The following is a 19462-nucleotide window of genomic DNA, read 5'->3' on the forward strand; positions in this document are numbered from 1 at the left end:
TGTCGTGCCCGGCCCTTCGGCTTGTTCGCTCAGGGCGAACGGTCTTCTGTAGACCCCCACTTCACATACGTCCCGCCATCGTCCCCCTCGGGATACCGCGATGGCTGCGCCGCGGGCCCGAGGACGAACACGTCCGGCGCCCCGTCAAGGACGCCGCCGGAGGGGTCGTCGTCGCCGCTCCGCCGCACCACGTCCCGCTCGGGCATGACGATGTCGCGTACGACCACGGCGCACAGGTACAGCGTCCCCAGCAGATGAATGGCGATGGCCACTTGGTAGCCCTCGGTCGGCAGCCCCTTGTGGGCGTCTCCGCTCGTCGTGTACGCGAGGTACATCCAGATGCCGAGGAAGTACGCGACCTCGCACGCCTGCCAGATCAGGAAGTCCCGCCAGCGCGGACGGGCCAGCGCGGCGAGCGGAACCAGCCACAGCACGTACTGCGGCGAGTAGACCTTGTTGGTGAGGATGAACGCGGCCACGATCAGGAAGGCCAGCTGCGCGAAGCGGGGGCGCCTGGGCGCCATGAAGCCGAGCGCGGCGATGCCGAGGCAGGCGAGCAGCATCAGCGCGATCGCCAGTTTGTTCACGGTGTCCGTGGTCATCGGGTCGTCCATGCGCTGGGCGAGGATCAGCCAGAACGACCCGAAGTCGACGCCCCGCTCCCGGCTGAAGCTGTAGAACTTGTCCCAGCCGTCGGGCGCGCCCACCATCACCGGCAGGTTCACCGCCAGCCAGGCGCCCGCCGTCCCGATGGCGGCGGTCAAGAACTCCCGCCACTTGCCCGCCCGCCAGCACAGCACGAGCAGCGGCCCCAGCAGCAGGACGGGATAGAGCTTGGCGGCCGTGGCGAGGCCCAGCAGGATCCCGAAGGCGACCACGCGCCCCCGTGACCACATCAGCATCGCGGCGGCGGTGAGGGCGACGGCGAACAGGTCCCAGTTGATGGTGGCCGTCAGCGCGAAGGCGGGCGCCAGGGCGACCAGCAGGGCGTCCCAGGGGCGGCGCCGGTGGATGCGCGCCACGCAGACGGCGATGACGGCCGTGCAGACCATCAGCATCCCCGCGTTGACCATCCAGTAGAACTTCTCCTGGTGCTGCAGGCTGCCGCTGCCCGGCGTCAGCCAGGCGGCCACCTCCATGAACAGTCCCGTGAGCACGGGGTACTCGAGGTACTCCATGTCTCCGGGCAGCTTGTCGAAGTAGGGCACGAGCCCATCGGCGAAACCGCGGCCCTGGTAGAGGTGGGGGATGTCGGAGTAGCACGCGTGCGTGTACTGCGAGCTCGCGCCGACGAACCAGGAGCCGTTGTAGCACGGTGCCTTCTGCACCATGCCGAGCGCGAACATTCCGATGGCGACCAGTGCGATGACGCGCACGGGAGTCCACCAGTGCGCCGTGAGGAGCGCACGGCGGCCGATGGGCCCGCCGATCAGCTCGCTGCCGGCGGCGGCGACCTCGTCCCGGGCCGTGGGAAGCACGGGCCGCGGCTGCTCGCTCAGGGGTGGATGTGCGCGTGTGGGGGGCATCTTCTCTGCGCTGGGCATGCCGCTCATCCTGCCGTACCTGCCTCGGAACTCCGGGCGGGCGTGACGGAAGGGCCCCCGTACGCGTCAGTGGCGCCCGAGAGGATCCATCGGCCAAGAGGAGCGTGGCGGGGCGATGCGCGGCCCTCAGCGGGAAGCCTTCGGAGAAACGACAAGGCCGCCGCACCTCCTCGGTGCGGCGGCCTTGTTTCACGTGAAACACACGGTTTCACGTGAAACACACGCGGAAGCGTCCGGCGTCAGTCGCCGCCGGTCGGCCCGCCGAAGATCCCTCCGTCGTTGCCGTTATGGCCGTTCCCATTGCCATTGCCATTGCCATTGCCGCTGCCGTTGTCATTGCCGCCGTCGTCGCCCGTAGGCGGTGGTGTCTGGCCGCCCGGGTCGCCGATCACGCCGCCGTTGTCGTCACCGCCGTTGTCGTTCCCTCCGTCGTCCTCGCAGCCCGGCTTCCCCGGCTTGCAGGAGCCGGTGGGGTCGGGGGTCTCCGACGGAGGGGGTTCGGAGGACTTGGTCTCCGTGGGCGTGGGCGACGGGGTTTCGCTCGGCTCCGGTTCCTCGGTCTGCGTCGGCGGAGGCGCCACCGGCTGGCCGACGATCTCTCCGATCGGCCCAGGCGTCGGGAAGGGGATCGAGCGCTCGTTCTTGAGCGCCTCCTCCATGTAGTCCTTCCAGATCTGCGCGGGGAACGAGGCACCGTGGATCTTCTGCTCTCCACCCGTGCCGAACATCTCGAGGAACTCGCGCTTCTTGTTGCTCTCGTCGTCGTCCATCCGGTACATGCTGATCGCCGTGGACAGCTGCGGGGTGTAGCCGACGAACCAGGCGGACTTGTTGCCGTCGGTCGTACCGGTCTTGCCCGCCACCTGGCGACCGGGCAGCTTCGCCGCGGTACCGGTGCCCTTCTCGACGACGGTCCTCAGGACGTCCGTGACGTTGTTGGCCACCTCGGGGCTGAAGGCGCTCTTGGTATCGCCGTCGTGCGTGTAGACCGATTCGCCTTCCCGCTTGATCTCCTTCACCGAGTACGGCTCGCGCTGCTTGCCGCTGGCCGCGAACGTGGCGTACGCGCCGGCCATGCGGATCGCGCTCGGTGAGGAGGTGCCGAGGGAGAAGGACGGATAGGTGGCGCCCGCCATGGACCTGTCGTCCCGCAGGCCCGCGTCTATGGCCGCGGCCTTCACCTTGTCGAGCCCGACGTCCATGCCGAGCTGCACATAGGCGGAGTTGACCGACTCCCGCATCGCCTCACGCAGGTCGATCTTGTAGGACGGCGCGTTGTAGGACCGGTCACCGTCGTTGGTCTGGAGCCATTCCTTGCCGTCCTTGTCCTGCCAGACGGTGCCGTCGTAGTTCTTGATCTTGAGCTTGTTCTTGCCGCTGTACAGGCTCTTCGGGTTGATGATGGTGCGCTGGCCGTCCGCCTGTTCCGCGATGCCGTTCTTGTCGCGGATGCCGTTCTTGAAGGCGGCCGCCAGGACGAAGGGCTTGTACGTGGAGCCGACCTGGGCGCCGGTCGTGTCGGCGTTGTTGGTGAAGTGCTTGGTCGCGTCCTCACCGCCGTAGATGGCCTCGATCTCACCGGTCTTCGGATTCACCGAGGCACCGCCGAACTGGACGTGCTTGTCCTTGTCCGGGCGCACATCGGGCTTGATCTTGGCCTTGCGGACCTTCTGGACCGCCTTCTCGAGCTCCTTGACCTTCTTCCTGTCGAAGGTCGTGTGGATCTCGAAGCCGCCCTTTTCCAGTTGCTGGCTGGTGATGTCGGTGTTGTTGACGACGTACGCCTTGGCGAGCGAGACGAGATAGCCGATCTGACCGCTCAGCTTGACGTTCGAGCGCGGGCTCTTCAGCTTCGGGAACTTGGTGTACTTGTCGCGCTGGGCGGCCTCCATACGGCCGTCCTTGACCTCTTCGTCGAGGATCCAGGCCCAGCGCTTCTTGGCCCGCTCTCTGTTGGCGTCCGCGGAGGCCGCAGGGTCGATCTCCGGGTAGCCCGCGGGGTCGTAGTACGTGGCGCCCTTCAGGACCGTCGCGAGCAGCGCGCACTCGCTCGGGTTCAGCTTCTCCGCGTCCTTGCCGAAGTAGGCACGGGCGGCGGCCTGGATGCCGTAGGCGTTGCGGCCGTAGTAGGCGGTGTTGAGATACCCCGCCATGATCTCTTCCTTGCTGACGGTCCGGCCGACCTTTATGGAGATGAAGAGCTCTTTGAACTTACGGGTGAACGTCTGCGACTGGTCGTCCAGGCGGGCGTTCTTCACGTACTGCTGCGTGATGGTCGAGCCGCCCTGGGTCTGACCGCCCTTCGCCATGTTGACCATGGCGCGGGCGATGCCCATCGGGTCGACGCCCTTGTCCTGGTCGAAGGTCTTGTTCTCCGCCGAGATGACGGCGTTGCGCATCGCCTCGGGGATGTCCTCGTACTTGATGATCTGGCGGTTGGTCTCACCGCCGGTCGCGACCATCTGCGAGCCGTCGGCCCAGTAGTAGACGTTGTTCTGGGCGATGGCGGTGTCGGCGACCTTCGGCACCTCCACCAAGGCGTACGCGATGCCCGCGACCGCCAGCAGGCTGCCGAAGAAGCCGATGATCAATCCGGTGACCAGGCGCCACGACGGAATCCAGCGGCGCGGACCGCTCTTGCCCGCGCGCGGATAGTCGATGAAGCGCTTCTTGGCCGGGCCGTAGCCCCGCCCGCGGCCTCGGCCCGAGGGCTCTGCGCCACGGCGGCGCCCACCGCCCACGGAGCCGTTGCGGGCGGCGCGCCTGGCCTCGGCCCGCCCCCCGTACGATCGCTCCTCGCCTTCAAGGGCCCCGGGCCCGTGCGACGAGGGCGGCGGTTCACTGGCTCCTCGCGGCGCGGCGCGGCGCCCCGACGGCGCGGCGGACGCGCCGCGCCTGGCCGCGGCGCGTCCGCCGCCCTGCGGCGGTTTGCGACGGTGCTCGCTCATCGAACGACTACTCCTCGGGCAGGCGCGGTGTTCCGCGCCTGGAAACGGCAGCTGGTTTCCGGTCCCCCCGATGTACGGATGCGTCCGTTCCGGCACCCATCCGCACGGCACCGGGGCCGACGACGCCATCCCGCGTCACTCGGTTCCCGGCGGTATGCATGGCGCACAGACTACGCACCGTCAAAACCCTCTTAGCGCTGAAGTTCACCCCAAAACAGGCAAGTTACTTCCTACGAATCGGTGATGTGACGCCGTTCACCGTTCCCCCTCTTGTCGCAGCAGGCACGTCGTTCTATCGTCGTGATGTATCGAGCCGATACATCAGCTCGGCATAAAGGGCCGTCACCGGCAGACCGGACAGACAGGAGGAGACCATGAGCAGGCGCTCAGGCATCCTCGAGTTCGCTGTCCTCGGCCTGCTCCGCGAGTCCCCGATGCACGGCTACGAGCTGCGTAAACGGCTCAACACATCACTGGGCGTGTTCCGCGCCTTCAGCTACGGGTCGCTGTACCCGTGCTTGAAGACTCTGGTGGCCAACGGGTGGTTGATCGAGGAGTCGGGCACCACCACCGAAGCCCTGGCGGCCCCGCTGGCCGGGCGCCGCGCCAAGATCGTCTACCGGCTGACGGCGGAAGGTAAGGAACACTTCGAGGAACTGCTCTCGCAGACCGGCCCCGACGCGTACGAGGACGAGCACTTCGCCGCCCGCTTCGCCTTCTTCGGGCAGACCTCGCGAGACGTCCGGATGCGGGTGCTCGAAGGGCGCCGCAGCCGCCTGGAGGAGCGTCTCGAGAAGATGCGCGCCTCCCTGGCCCGCACCCGGGAGCGCCTCGACGACTACACGCTTGAGCTGCAGCGCCATGGAATGGAGTCCGTGGAGCGCGAAGTGCGCTGGCTGAACGAGCTCATCGAGAGCGAGCGAGCGGGACGCGACCAGCAACGGTCCGCCCCCGAAGGCTCCGCTCAGCAGAACAGCACAGCTGGGGAGTCGGGCGTCCTGCCCCGGCGGCGGGGCAGCACCCCGCCGCCGGATGCGTCCGACGACACCACCAAGTGAGGCCCCGCACTCCGCGGGGCGTCATCCGGAATACCGAGATCACACAGGGAGCAACCGGAATGGGTTCGGTTCGCGTAGCCATCGTCGGCGTGGGCAACTGCGCCGCCTCGCTGGTCCAGGGCGTCGAGTACTACAAGGACGCCGACCCGGCCAGCAAGGTCCCGGGCCTGATGCACGTCCAGTTCGGCGACTACCACGTCGGTGACGTCGAGTTCGTCGCCGCCTTCGACGTCGACGCGAAGAAGGTCGGCCTCGACCTCGCGGACGCCATCGGTGCCAGCGAGAACAACACCATCAAGATCTGCGACGTGCCGAACAGCGGCGTCCAGGTCCAGCGCGGCCACACCCACGACGGTCTGGGCAAGTACTACCGCCAGACCATCGAGGAGTCCACCGAGGCCCCGGTCGACGTCGTCCAGGTCCTCAAGGACAAGCAGGTCGACGTCCTGGTCTGCTACCTGCCGGTCGGTTCCGAGGACGCCGCGAAGTTCTACGCGCAGTGCGCCATCGACGCCAAGGTCGCCTTCGTCAACGCCCTCCCGGTCTTCATCGCCGGCACCAAGGAGTGGGCGGACAAGTTCACCGAGGCGGGCGTCCCGATCGTCGGTGACGACATCAAGTCGCAGGTCGGCGCCACCATCACGCACCGCGTCATGGCGAAGCTGTTCGAGGACCGCGGTGTCCGTCTCGAGCGCACCATGCAGCTGAACGTCGGCGGCAACATGGACTTCAAGAACATGTTGGAGCGCGACCGCCTCGAGTCCAAGAAGATCTCGAAGACGCAGGCCGTCACCTCGCAGATCCCCGACCGCGAGCTGGGCGAGAAGAACGTCCACATCGGCCCGTCCGACTACGTCGCGTGGCTCGACGACCGCAAGTGGGCGTACGTCCGCCTCGAGGGCCGTGCCTTCGGCGATGTCCCGCTGAACCTGGAGTACAAGCTCGAGGTCTGGGACTCCCCGAACTCGGCCGGTGTCATCATCGACGCCCTGCGCGCCGCGAAGATCGCCAAGGACCGCGGCATCGGCGGCCCGATCCTGTCGGCGTCCTCGTACTTCATGAAGTCCCCGCCGGTGCAGTACTTCGACGACGAGGCCTTCGCGAACGTCGAGAAGTTCATCAAGGGCGAGGTCGAGCGCTGACCGCGCTGAACACCTGACCTGCCGAGGGTCCCCGGGTCGTCCGCCCGGGGACCCTCCGCGTATGTGAGGCTGTGCGCCATGGCTGTCGTCGGTGACCTGCGCGTTCTGCTGCGCCTTCGGGACTTCCGGCGGCTGCTCGCCGTGCGGCTGCTCTCCCAGGGCGCGGACGGCGTCTACCAGGTCGCGCTCGCCACCTACGTGGTCTTCTCGCCGGAGAAGCAGACCTCGCCCGCGGCGATCGCCTCCGCGATGGCGGTCCTGCTGCTCCCGTACTCGCTCGTCGGCCCGTTCGCCGGTGTCCTGCTCGACCGCTGGCCGCGCCGTCAGGTGCTCGTGTACGGCAACGTGCTGCGGGCCGTCCTCGCGTCCGTCACGGCCGCGCTCATGCTCGGCGGTGCGCCGGACTGGCTCTTCTACGCCTCCGCCCTGTGCGTCACGGCCGTCAACCGCTTCGTCCTCGCGGGCCTCTCGGCGTCCCTGCCGCGCGTCGTCGACGCCGAGCGGCTCGTCATGGCCAACGCCCTGTCACCGACCGCAGGGACGCTCGCGGCCACCGCGGGCGGCGGGCTCGCCTTCGTCGTCCGCATCGTCGTCGCGGACTCGGACGCGGCCGTCGTCCTCCTCGGTGCCGCCCTCTATCTGTGCTCGGCACTGGCCTCGCTGCGCATGTCCCGCGAGCTTCTCGGCCCGGAGAAGGAGTTGGTGCAGCCGCAGCTGCGGGTGGCGCTCGCGGGGACCGCGCGCGGTCTCCTCGCGGGCGTACGCCATCTCGCCGCGCGCCGTCAGGCCGCGTACGCCCTGCTGTCGATGACGCTGATGCGCTTCTGCTTCGGCGCCCTGACGGTCATGGTGCTGATGCTGTGCCGGTACGCGTGGTCATCGTCGCAGGACGACGGGCTCGCGCTCCTCGGGGTCGCCGTGGCGTTCTCCGGCGCCGGATTCTTCGTGGCCGCCGTGGTGACGCCATGGGCGGTGGGGAGGCTCGGCGCCCGCGGCTGGATGATCGCCTGCGCGGCCGCCGCCGCGGTCCTCGAACCCGCCCTTGGCCTGCCCTTCGCGCCGGGTCCGATACTCGCTGCCGCCTTCGTCCTCGGACTCACCACCCAAGGCGCCAAGATCGCCACGGACACGGTCGTGCAGTCAGCGGTGGACGACGGCTTCCGCGGCCGGATCTTCTCCGTGTACGACGTGCTGTTCAATGTCGCCTTTGTCGGAGCGGCGGGCGTGACGGCGCTGATGCTGCCCCCGGACGGCGTATCGGTCCCACTGGTTGCCTCAGTGGCGCTGATTTATGCAGCAATTGCTATCGCTATGGCCAGGTTTGGGAAGCAGTAAGTGTCACATCAGTGCCACAGAGCTCGTCTGAGGTGCATGGCGCGCGTGGGAGCCCGATAACTTACGGGGGTCGTTTCGCGCCATCGCGCTCCTTTCCCGCCTCACGCTTTCCTCTAGGGGGATCCCCGTGTCCACTCCGCCGCCCCAGGGCCAGAACCCGTTCGCTCAGGGCCAGCCGCCTGCCGGTCCGCCGCAGGGCGGTGCCCCGTACGGCCAGCCTCAGGGTGCGGGCGCCCCGTACGGCCAGACGCCTCCTCCGTACCCGCAGCACCCGGGTGCTCCGCAGCAGGGCGTCCCCTTCTACCAGGGCGGCCCGGACGCCGTGGCGCCCCGCAAGAGCAAGAAGAAGTTCATATTCATCGGCGTGGCCGTGGTCGCGATCGCGGCCATCGCGGGCGGTGCCGTGCTGGCAGGGCAGGACGAGGCCTCGGCCGCCGAGGTCGGCGACTGCATGAGCATCGGCAACCCGACCAACTCCACCAACCCGGAGCTGAAGATCGTGGACTGCGGTGACAAGAAGGCCAAGTACAAGGTCATGCAGAAGAAGGACAGCGGGAGCTGCGACCGCCGGAAGTACGCCGAGTACCGGGAGACGGGCGGCGGCGATGACTTCACCCTCTGCCTGAAGCCCTACGTGCCGACCGGCTCTTGATGACGCGGGCGCCACGCGCTTGATGACCGGCACTCCGCGCGCCTGAGGTCAGCACACACCGAGGGGCCATGTTTCACGTGAAACATGGCCCCTCGGCCTACCCGGGTGGGGTGATGTTTCACGTGAAACATCACCCCACCCGCTCGCTCAGCTCTCCGCGTTCTGCGCGGCCCACCACTCCTTGAGTGCGGCGGCGGCCGCGTCCCGCCCCATGGGGCCGTTCTCCAGGCGCAGCTCCAGCAGGAACTTATAGGCCTTGCCGATCACCGGCCCGGGGCCCACGCCCAGGACCTCCATGATGTCGTTGCCGTCCAGGTCGGGACGGATCGCGTCCAGCTCCTCCTGCTCCTGCAGGCGTGCGATGCGCTCCTCCAGACCGTCGTACGCCCGGGAGAGCGCGTTGGCCTTGCGCTTGTTGCGGGTGGTGCAGTCGGAGCGGGTCAGCTTGTGCAGACGGTCGAGGAGCGGACCCGCGTCGCGCACATAGCGGCGCACCGCCGAGTCGGTCCACTCGCCCGTCCCGTAACCGTGGAACCGGAGGTGCAGCTCCACCAGCCGTGAGACGTCCTTGACGAGCTCGTTGGAGTACTTCAGAGCCGTCATCCGCTTCTTGGTCATCTTGGCGCCCACCACCTCGTGGTGGTGGAAGGAGACCCGGCCGTCCTGCTCGAAGCGGCGCGTCCTGGGCTTGCCGATGTCGTGCAGCAGTGCGGCGAGCCGCAGCGTCAGGTCCGGGCCGTTCTCCTCCAGGGCCATCGCCTGCTCGAGAACGATCAGGGTGTGGTCGTAGACGTCCTTGTGCCGGTGGTGCTCATCGCGCTCCAGGCGCAGGGCCGGGAGCTCGGGCAGCACATGGGCGGCGAGGCCGGTCTCGACGAGGAGCGCGAGGCCCTTGCGGGGGTGGGCGGACACGATCAGCTTGTTCAGCTCGTCGCGGACGCGCTCGGCGGACACGATCTCGATGCGGTCGGCCATGGCCGTCATCGCGGCGACGACGTCCGGCGCCACATCGAAGTCCAGCTGCGCCGCGAAGCGCGCGGCCCGCATCATGCGCAGCGGGTCGTCCGAGAAGGACTCCTCGGGGGTGCCGGGCGTACGCAGGACCCGCTCCGACAGGTCGTCGAGCCCACCGTGGGGGTCGATGAACTCCTTCTCGGGGAGCGCCACCGCCATCGCGTTGACGGTGAAGTCACGGCGCACGAGGTCTTCCTCGATGGAGTCGCCGTACGACACCTCGGGCTTGCGCGAGGTCCTGTCGTACGCCTCCGATCGATATGTCGTCACCTCGATCTGGAAGCGCTGCTCGGCGCCGTCCACCCGGGCGTCCTTCTGGCAGCCGACGGTGCCGAAGGCGATCCCCACTTCCCAGACGGCGTCCGCCCACGGCCGGACGATCTTCAGTACGTCCTCGGGGCGGGCGTCCGTCGTGAAGTCGAGGTCATTGCCGAGCCTGCCGAGGAGCGCGTCCCGGACCGACCCGCCGACCAGGGCGAGCGAGAACCCGGCCTCCTGGAAGCGGCGGGCGAGATCGTCCGCGACGGGGGACACACGCAGCAGCTCGCTCACGGCGCGCTGCTGCACCTGACTCAGGGCACGGGGATTGTCTTCGTTGGCGTTCGGCACAACAGAAAAGGGTACGTGCCCCGGCGCCCACGGGCCGCCCGGATTTCGACGGCTCGCCCGACAGCCCTTCGCGGCCCTCACCTCGCCCCTTGCGCCCCCGTCGGCCAGGTCTCGCGATCTTGTGGAGCAGTCCGCGGCACTTAGCCCCCGCGCACCTCGTTACCATGCGTGGACGCAGCAACCGACAACCACCGACACAGCTGACGACGACGAGGGACGGGCAACGCGTGGCCGAGGCGGCAGACTTCCCGGGGACCAGCCCCTCACCTGCCCGCCGGTGGCTCCGGCGCACAACGGCACTGCTGGCCGGGGCGCCCCTGCTGGCCGGTCTGCTCCAGCTGCCCGCGGGCTCCGCCGCGTACGCCGCCGCACCGGACGGGAAACCCGCCGGGACGGCCGCACGGGCGAGCGCCAAGAGCGTCAAGGGCGTTCAGACGGGCCTGAAGGCCGATGCCACGGGCTCCCGCACGGTCGACGTCTCACTGGACGCCCTCACGCCCAGCGCGCCCCGTGACGGCGACACGGTCACGATCTCCGGCACGGTCACGAACGAGGGCAGGCAGACGGTGACCGCGGCCCAGGTGGGCCTGCGCATCGGGCCCGCCCTCAACAGCCGCAGCCTGATCGACGCCGCCGCCAAGCGCACCGGCTTCCAGCCGGGGGCCGACGGCACCGAGGTCGGCGGCAAGTACGTCAAGAAGGTCACCAAGCTCACCCCGGGCGTCCCGCAGGACTTCAGCATCTCCGTGCCCGTCAGCGCCCTCAACCTCGGCGTGGACGGGGTCTACCAGCTTGGCGTGACGCTGACGGGGCAGACCGCGGCCCAGGCCTATCCGCAGGTGCTCGGCATCGAGCGGACGTTCCTGCCGTGGCAGGACGGCGCCGCGGAGACGAAGACCAAGACCACGTACCTGTGGCCGCTCATCTCCACCACGCACCTCACCGCGAGGACCGACTCCGACGAAGAGCAGACGCCGGTCTTCGAGAACGAGGACCTGGCGAAGGAGATCCGTCCGGGCGGCCGCCTGGAGCGGCTCGTGTCGCTCGGCGGCGACCTCGACGTCACCTGGGTCATCGACCCGGACCTGCTGGCCTCGGTCGTGGCCATGACGTCCGACTACGACGTCGAGGGGCCCGACGACACGACGGTGCCGGGCAAGAACCAGGCGATCGCCAAGCAGTGGCTCAACGAGCTCGAGAAGACGGTGAAGGACAAGGAGGTCGTCGCGCTCCCGTTCGCCGACCCCGACCTCGCCTCCCTCGCCCACAGCGGCAAGGCCGTCTCCGGCTCGCTCGGCCACCTCAAGGACGCGACCGAGGTCGGCGTCGACACGGTGGACTCGGTCCTGCACATCAAGTCGACGTCCGACTTCGCCTGGCCCGCCGACGGCGCCATCGACCCGGCCATCGTCGACGTGGCCACGTCCGCGGGCGCCCACCGGGTGATCGCCCGCAGCGACAGCCTCCGCGAGACCAACGGGCTGCTGTACACGCCGAGCGCGGCCCGGCCCATCGGCGGCGGCACCACGGCCGTGGTCGCCGACGCCCGGCTCTCCACGGCCTTCCAGGGCGACATGACGGGGGCCGAGAGCTCCACGCTCGCCGTCCAGGAGTTCCTCGCCCAGAGCCTGATGATCACGATGCAGGACCCGGGCAAGCAGCGCAGCGTCGTCGTCGCCCCGCAGCGCATGCCCACGGCGAGCCAGGCGCAGACGATGGCCAAGGCCCTGTCCGCCCTCGACGACGAGCGCTGGACGCAGCCGCAGAAGCTGTCGGCGGCCGCGAAGGCCAAGCCCGACCCGGGCGCCACCACGCGGGTGCCGTCGGCCGCCGCGTACCCGGCGTCACTGCGCAAGCGGGAGCTGCCGCGGTCGGCGTTCGAGGAGGTCCGTGGCACTCAGGACAAGCTCGACCGCTTCAAGCTGATCCTCTCCCAGCCGGACCGGGTGATCACCCCCTTCGGGCGCGCCATGGACCGCGAGATGTCCACGTCGTGGCGCGGCCGTGCGGACGCGGCCCAGGGCTTCCGCAAGGGCGTGCAGGGATATCTGACCAGCCTCATGGGCCAGGTGCGGCTGATCCAGAAGTCCGAGGCGAAGCTCTCCGGCCGCAGCGCGACGATTCCCGTGACCGTCCAGAACAACCTCGTCCAGGGCGTGGACAACCTCGAACTCCGGCTCACGTCGACGAACCCCACCCGTCTGAAGATCGGCGACGGTCTGTACGAGGAGCAGCCGGTCAAGATCACGGGCGGCGGTCACACCCAGTCCGTGAAGTTCACCACCACGGCGAACGCCAACGGCCCCGTCCGGGTCTACGCCCAGCTCTTCACCGAGGACAACCAGCCCTACGGCCAGGCCGTGCGGTTCGACGTCAACGTCACGGAGGTCACCCCCACGGTGATGCTGGTCATCGCCGGTGGCGTCCTGCTGCTCGTGCTCGCCGGGTTCCGCATGTACACCCAGCGCAAGCGGGCGGCCCGGCAGCAGGCCGAGTCGGGCCCGGACGACGGCTCCGACGGAGGCGCCGACACCACGCCCGGCACCGCCCCGGAGCCCGGTCCCGGCGCCGGTGAACCCGAGCAGCCGAGTGACCCGACGCCGGACACCGCTCCGGAAAGCACCGAGCCGTCGCACACGGGTGAGAGAGTGGACCGTTGAGCGATGTCGTGGCCGGTGGGCCCGGGGACCATGAGGTGGGGTAGACCATGAACGCGCCGTACGACGGTGAGCGCGGCCAGGGCACTGGCGGCTCCGGCGCTGCCGGGGGCCGTCCTCCGGGCCCTCATGAGGACGGCCAGGTGCCGCAGCAGGCACCGGACGCCTACGTTCAGGATGCCTACGCCCAGGACCCCTACCGAGCCCAGGACCTCTCCGCCCAGGACCCGGTCGCCGAGGCGCTCTACGACCGTGCCGCGCACCCCCCGCCCCCGCCCGGCACGTACCAGGACCCCCAGCAGCTCTACGCGCAGCCGCCGTCGCCCCCGCACGCCCCCGACCCCCGCGTGTGGGCCCAGACGCCTCCCCCAGAGCCGGACGGCGCGACCCTGCACCTGCCCTACGGCGACGACCCCCGGACGACCCAGTACGTCGGCGTGGACGACCTCGTCACCCAGGCCGGTGAAGAGCGGCACCAGCCGGACGCCTTCGCCCACCTCTTCCGCGACCAGCAGGGCAGCGGCTACCCCGGCCCCCGCGCCGAAGCCCACCAGCAGGACCCCCACCTCGGTGACGGCTACCAGGGCGACCCCCGCGGCCAGGCCTACCAGGGCGGGGCCTACCCCGCCCAGGCCCCGCAGCAGGGCGGCTACCAGGGACAACAGGGAGGCCAGTACCAGGACCCGCAGGCCGCCGGCTACCAAGGGCAGCACGGCGCCGGGTACCAGGACCCGAACCAGCAGGCCGGCTACTACGGCCAGGGCGCCGCGTACCCGTACCAGCAGGCCCCGGCGCCGTACGTCGACCCGCAGCAGACCGGCGCGCCGTACTCCTACCAGCCCGAGGCCCAGTACCCCCCGCAGAGCGGCACCCCGTACGTGAACCACCAGAACGCGCCGTACGCGAACCAGCAGGCGGGCGGCTACTACCAGGACCCGAACCAGCAGAGCGGCCAGCACCAGGAGCCCCAGTACGACATCCGGCGCCCGGCCGCCGCGCCCCCCTCCGTGCCGTCGCCCTCGCAGGAGCCCGAGCCCGCTCCGGCGCCGCCCGCGGCGAAGTCCGGCGGCCGCGCGTCCGGTCTGCTGAAGTCCAGCGCGGTGATGGCCGCGGGCACGATGGTGTCCCGCCTCACCGGCTTCGTGCGCTCCGCGATGATCGTCTCGGCCCTCGGCATCGGCCTCCTCGGCGACACCTTCCAGGTGGCCTACCAGCTGCCGACGATGATCTACATCCTCACCGTCGGCGGCGGCCTCAACTCCGTCTTCGTCCCGCAGCTCGTGCGCGCCCAGAAGAACGACGCGGACGGCGGCCAGGCGTACGCCAATCGGCTCCTGACGCTCGTCATGGTGGCTCTCGGCACGCTCACCGTGATCGGCTGGTTCGCCGCGCCGCTCCTGGTGCACCTGCTCTCCACGCCGGTGGCCAGCGACCCGGCCGCCAACGAGGTGGCCATCACCTTCGTCCGCTACTTCCTGCCCTCGATCTTCTTCATGGGCGTCCACGTGGTGATGGGGCAGATCCTCAACGCCCGCGGGAAGTTCGGCGCGATGATGTGGACCCCGGTCCTCAACAACATCGTGATCATCGCGACGCTCGGCATGTTCCTGTGGGTGTACGGCACCTCGGAGAAGTCGGGCATGCGGGTCACGTCGATCCCCGACGACGGCGTGCGGCTGCTCGGCGTGGGCGTTCTGCTCGGACTCGTCGTGCAGTCGCTCGCGATGTTCCCCTACCTGCGCGAGACCGGCTTCAAGCTGCGCCTTCGCTTCGACTGGAAGGGTCAGGGCCTCGGCAAGGCCGCCATGCTCGCCAAGTGGACGATGCTCTTCGTCCTCGCCAACCAGGCGGGCGCCATCGTCGTGACCCAGCTGGGCACCGCGGCGGTCAAGCACTCCGGCATGGACGGCACCGGCTTCTCCGCCTACTCCAACGCCCAGCTCATCTGGGGCCTCCCGCAGGCCATCATCACCGTGTCGCTGATGGCGGCCCTGCTGCCGCGCCTGTCGCGCTCGGCCCACGAGGGCGACACCGGCGCGGTGCGCGACGACATCTCCCAGGGGCTGCGCACCACCGCCGTCGCGATCGTCCCGGTCGCCTTCAGCTTCCTCGCGCTCGGCATCCCGATGTGCACCCTGATGTTCGGCTCGTCCGGCGTCAACGGCGCCACCCGCATGGGCTACATGCTGATGGCCTTCGGCCTCGGCCTGATTCCGTACTCCGTGCAGTACGTGGTCCTGCGCGCCTTCTACGCGTACGAGGACACCCGCACCCCCTTCTACAACACGGTCATCGTGGCCGCCTTCAACGCCGCGGCCTCCGCGCTCTGCTACGTGGTGCTGCCCGCCCGCTGGGCCGTCGCGGGCATGGCGGCCTCCTACGGCCTCGCCTACGCGATCGGGGTGGGTGTCGCCTGGCAGCGACTGCGTAAGCGGCTGGGGGGCGACCTGGACGGCGCGAACGTGATCCGTACGTACGCCCGCCTCGCGCTCGCCTCGGTACCGGGTGCGATTCTGGGCGCCGCGACCGGGTACGCGATCACCAAGGCTCTGGGGCAGGGCGTCTTCGGCTCGCTGGCCGCGCTGGTCGTCGGCTGCGGCGTCCTGTTCGGCGTCTTCTTCCTCGCCGCGCGGCGCATGCGCATCCAGGAGCTCAACTCCCTGGTCGGCACCGTTCGGGGGCGACTGGGGCGCTGAACCGCGGCAGTCCGCACAACCATCGTCGGCTACCGCGTGTCGTGCATAGCGGCGGACTGTGGGCACAATTGGCTTTGGCGTCTGACGAAGCGCAACGGATGGGGAGGCAGGAACGACGGTGGCGGAACGGAGCACGGCTGCCGTCGACGTGGCAGACAACAGCGGTGACGAGCCGCTGACCGCGAAGGCGGAGCAGTCCACGGCCGACGGGGTGGCCCAGAGCCGGGAGCGGGACACGGCGGACGAAAGCGCGGCGGAAGCGAAGGGGCCCTCGAGTCCGCCCGGGGCGACCACGCCCCCAGAACTGCACAGCGGCCACAAACTCGCCAGACGCTATCGCCTCGAGGAGTGCGTCACCCGTCTGGACGGTTTCAGCAGCTGGCGCGCGGTGGACGAGAAGCTGCGCCGAGCCGTGGGCGTGCACGTGCTGCCCGCGGACCATCCCCGCGGTCGCTCGGTGCTCGCCGCCGCGCGCTCCGCGGCGCTGCTCGGCGACCCTCGGTTCGTCCAGGTCCTGGACGCGGTCGAGGAGAACGACCTCGTGTACGTCGTGCACGAATGGCTTCCGGACGCCACGGAGCTCACCGCGCTGCTCGCCTCCGGTCCGCTGGAGGCCCACGACGCCTATCAATTGGTCAGCCAGGTCTCCCAGGCCATGGCGGCGGCCCACCGCGAAGGCCTCGCCCATCTGCGGCTGACGCCGGGCGCGGTGCTGCGCACCTCCACCGGCCAGTACCGCATCCGCGGTCTCGCCGTGAACGCCGCGCTGCGCGGCATCAGCTCCGAAACCCCTCAGCGCACCGACACCGAGGCCATCGGCGCTCTGCTGTACGCGGCGCTGACCCAGCGCTGGCCGTACGACAACGACGCCCACGGTCTGTCCGGACTCCCCAAGGACATCGGCCTCATCCCGCCGGACCAGGTCCGCGCCGGGGTGCACCGCGGTCTGTCCGAGCTCTCCATGCGCGCGCTCGCCAACGACGGCGCGACGGCCTCCCGCCAGGAGCCCGCCTGCACCACTCCGGACGATCTGGCGAAGGCCGTCGGTGAGATGCCCCGCATCCGCCCGCCGGAGCCCGCCTTCACCGCGCCGCCCGAGTACCAGCGCACCACGTACCAGCAGGGCAACTACGGCCGCACCGCGCCCTCCCCGGGCGTCACGCAGGCCGTGCCGACCCCGCCGCCCCCGCTGCAGAGCCGCACCGGCAAGGCCCTGAAGTGGGCCGTCTCCGCGCTTCTCATCGCCGCGCTGGGTCTCGGCAGCTGGCAGCTCGCGGACGCCCTGATGGACAGCAAGTCCGGTGACTCGGGCACGACGAAGACCACGGACGGGGGCGACAAGAACCGGCCCAAGCCCCTGCAGCCGATCACCATCCAGGGTGCTCAGGAGTTCGTCGCCGACGGCAACCCGCAGGACCCGGAGAGCGTCGACAACACCTACGACAAGGACACGTCCTCGTTGTGGCGGTCCAAGACCTACAACGAGGGCCCGCGGCTCGCCCCGTACAAGCCCGGCGTCGGCATCATGTACGACCTCGGCTCGGCCAAGGACGTCGCCGCGGTGTCGATAAAGCTGCGCTACCCCGGTGCGAAGACCACGATCGAGTTGTACGCGGCGGACTCCATGGCGACGAGTGGCTCCACCGCCTCCATGAAGAAGTTCGCCACGGGCACGACCTCGGGCGAAAGCTTGAAGATCAAGGCGAAGAAGCCCGGCAAGGCGCGGTACGTCCTGCTCTGGGTGACCCACGTGCCGCACTCGGCCCAGGACGGGTACTACCGTGCCGGATTCAAGCAGGCCATCACGGACGTGAAGTTCTCGGGCTGACGGGCACGGCCGGGACACGGCTGAGGGGAGGGGATCCAGGGTGGACGACGTCGAGTTCGGTGACCTCAGCGACCAGGATCTCCTCGCCCGTCACGTCGACGGCGACAGGGACGCCTTCGGTGAGATCGTCCGCCGCCATCGCGACCGGCTGTGGGCCGTGGCACTGCGCACCCTGGGCGACCGCGAGGAGGCGGCGGACGCCGTCCAGGACGCCCTGGTCTCCGCCTACCGCGCGGCCCACACCTTCCGCGGCCAGGCGGCCGTGACGACATGGCTGCACCGCATCACCGTCAACGCCTGCCTCGACCGGGCGCGCAAGGCGGCCTCCCGGAAGACCTCGCCTGTCGAGGACACCGAGCGCCTGGAGCAGCTCCTGGAGCCCCACGAGTCGGCGGAGGCGCCCGCCGAGCGCGGCGATCTGCACCGCGAGCTCCTGAAGGCCCTCCGCACCCTGCCGCCGGACCAGCGCGCCGCTCTCGTTCTGGTGGACATGCAGGGATATCCCGTGGCCGAGGCGGCCAAAGTGCTCGACGTTCCCACCGGCACGGTGAAGAGCCGTTGCGCACGGGGCAGAGCCCGCCTCCTGCCGCTCCTCACGCATCTGCGGACCGAGCCACCGGGCGAGGGCGGCTCACCGGGCGGCGGGGGAGGCACCAGAAAGAACCCGCCAGGACGGAACCGTACGCAGGGGACAGCCGTCCCACCGGCAGCGGACCCCCCGCAGACGGGAGCTCCGGACGCGGGCTCCAGTGATTCGACGGCAGTGAAGGGCGGAGGTGGGCGAGCGTGACCACGACGACAGACTCGATGGAGCACCCGGACGTCGCCGAGATCTCCGACCTCACCGAAGGCCTGCTCGCCCCGTCCCGCGCCCTCGATGTGCGTCAGCACCTCGACGACTGCGCCTTGTGTACCGACGTCTACGCCTCGCTCGAAGAGATCCGCGGCATGCTCGGGACGCTGCCCGGCCCGTCGCGCATGCCCACCGACGTCGCGGAGCGCATCGACGCCGCCCTCGCGGCCGAAGCGCTCCTGGACACCACCGTCGCCACCGACGACCGGAGCCTCCACCACGGGCAGGCGCGGGAGACGGGCCGAGAGCACCGAGAGAGCCGAGAGACAGGCCAGGAGCCGATCCGGCAGACGCGTCGCCCGTCAGGTCAGCAGTCGGACAGCACCGGCCACCGTGAAACCAGCGCCGAAGCCCCCGTCGATGTTTCACGTGAAACATCGACCGCCGCTTCGGACACGCCCCTCTCCTCGGCCAAGCCGCTGCCCTCAGCCGCAGCCGCTTCAGACGGCGCCCCGCACGGAGGTGACGTGCGGGGGCCCGCCGGTCACGCCCGTGGTGCCACCGGTCCCGGACGCGGGGGCCGTGCCCGGAACCGGCGCCGCCGCACCACTGTCCTCGGTGCCGTCTTCACCGCGGCCGCCCTGGGGATCGGCGTGCTGCTGGTCCAGCCCTGGGACAGCGACTCGGCGGGTTCGAACGAGACCGCCTCAGGCCGCTCGGAGGACCCGCACGCCTTCACCAAGGGCAAGCTCGAGGACCGTGTCACCAAGCTCCTCAGCCGCGAGAAGTCGATCGGAGGGGGCGGCAGGACGCCCGCCGACAGGCCCAGCATCAGCTCCAAGTCCAGCCCCGGAGACATGCACCAGGGCGGCACCAAGCGCGATGACTTCGTCTCGGTGCCGGACTGCGTCGAGCGGGGCCTCGGCGGCCGCACACCGCTGGCCGCCGAGAAGGGCGTCTACGACGGCAAGAACTCCTACCTCGTCGTCGTCCCGCATGACTCCGACGGCACGAAGGTCTCCGCGTATATCGTCGATGCTGCCTGTGTGAGCGCGGCCGCGTCGCCCAACGCCACCGGCAAGGTGCTGCTCACCGAGTCCTTCGCACGGAACTGAACGCGACTGAAGCGAGCGCCGCCCCGGATTTCCACCGTCGGCGCTCGCGGCTTCCGTGTGCTCGGACACGT

Annotated in this window: 12 protein-coding genes; 9 read left to right on the top strand and 3 right to left on the bottom strand. The window is 69.8% G+C overall.

The genetic code is table 11. The features are described 5' to 3' along the window. Positions 1 to 29 precede the first annotated feature (29 nt). Both AC07A4_RS27085 and AC07A4_RS27090 read right to left on the bottom strand, forming a co-directional pair. On the bottom strand, positions 30 to 1553 hold the full coding sequence (locus AC07A4_RS27085) for a glycosyltransferase family 87 protein (protein WP_478603103.1): 1524 nt from the start codon (positions 1551 to 1553) through the stop codon (positions 30 to 32). A gap of 230 nt (positions 1554 to 1783) precedes the next feature. Further along, a complete protein-coding gene (locus AC07A4_RS27090; protein WP_478603105.1) occupies positions 1784 to 4492 on the bottom strand; it encodes a transglycosylase domain-containing protein in 2709 nt (902 codons plus the stop codon). Between the two features lie 374 nt (positions 4493 to 4866). Between AC07A4_RS27090 and AC07A4_RS27095 the strand changes: the two genes are divergently transcribed. The 4 genes from AC07A4_RS27095 (at position 4867) to AC07A4_RS27110 (ending at position 8679) form a co-directional block, all read left to right on the top strand. Further along, entirely contained in the window at positions 4867 to 5550 is a 684-nt protein-coding gene (locus AC07A4_RS27095; RefSeq protein WP_478603107.1) for a PadR family transcriptional regulator, read from the top strand. A 59-nt stretch (positions 5551 to 5609) separates the two neighbouring features. Beyond that, positions 5610 to 6692 (top strand): inositol-3-phosphate synthase, encoded by a 1083-nt coding sequence (locus AC07A4_RS27100; protein ID WP_478603109.1) that lies wholly within the window; start codon positions 5610 to 5612, stop codon positions 6690 to 6692. 78 nt (positions 6693 to 6770) lie between these two features. Beyond that, entirely contained in the window at positions 6771 to 8027 is a 1257-nt protein-coding gene (locus tag AC07A4_RS27105; RefSeq protein WP_478603111.1) for an MFS transporter, read from the top strand. 127 nt (positions 8028 to 8154) lie between these two features. After that, complete coding sequence (locus AC07A4_RS27110) at positions 8155 to 8679, top strand: LppU/SCO3897 family protein (RefSeq protein WP_478603113.1); 525 nt, start codon at positions 8155 to 8157, stop codon at positions 8677 to 8679. 147 nt (positions 8680 to 8826) lie between these two features. On the opposite strand, the gene AC07A4_RS27115 is transcribed toward AC07A4_RS27110, so the two are convergent. Then, positions 8827 to 10302, bottom strand: coding sequence for a CCA tRNA nucleotidyltransferase (locus tag AC07A4_RS27115; RefSeq protein WP_478603115.1), 1476 nt, complete (start codon positions 10300 to 10302; stop codon positions 8827 to 8829). A gap of 227 nt (positions 10303 to 10529) precedes the next feature. Between AC07A4_RS27115 and AC07A4_RS27120 the strand changes: the two genes are divergently transcribed. The 5 genes from AC07A4_RS27120 (at position 10530) to AC07A4_RS27140 (ending at position 19391) form a co-directional block, all read left to right on the top strand. Then, complete coding sequence (locus AC07A4_RS27120) at positions 10530 to 12962, top strand: DUF6049 family protein (RefSeq protein ID WP_478603117.1); 2433 nt, start codon at positions 10530 to 10532, stop codon at positions 12960 to 12962. Between the two features lie 47 nt (positions 12963 to 13009). Then, complete coding sequence (murJ, locus tag AC07A4_RS27125; protein WP_478603118.1) at positions 13010 to 15655, top strand: murein biosynthesis integral membrane protein MurJ; 2646 nt, start codon at positions 13010 to 13012, stop codon at positions 15653 to 15655. A gap of 118 nt (positions 15656 to 15773) precedes the next feature. After that, complete coding sequence (locus AC07A4_RS27130; protein ID WP_478603120.1) at positions 15774 to 17483, top strand: protein kinase family protein; 1710 nt, start codon at positions 15774 to 15776, stop codon at positions 17481 to 17483. Between the two features lie 40 nt (positions 17484 to 17523). Beyond that, positions 17524 to 18273 carry an RNA polymerase sigma factor SigM gene (gene sigM, locus AC07A4_RS27135; RefSeq protein ID WP_478603122.1) on the top strand — a complete coding sequence of 250 codons (750 nt, stop codon included), beginning with the start codon at positions 17524 to 17526 and terminating at the stop codon, positions 18271 to 18273. Further along, on the top strand, positions 18270 to 19391 hold the full coding sequence (locus AC07A4_RS27140; RefSeq protein ID WP_478603123.1) for an anti-sigma factor: 1122 nt from the start codon (positions 18270 to 18272) through the stop codon (positions 19389 to 19391). The genes sigM and AC07A4_RS27140 overlap by 4 nt, the downstream gene beginning before the upstream one ends. Positions 19392 to 19462 lie beyond the last annotated feature (71 nt).

The sequence above is a fragment of the Streptomyces sp. NPDC043996 genome, assembly GCF_056435225.1.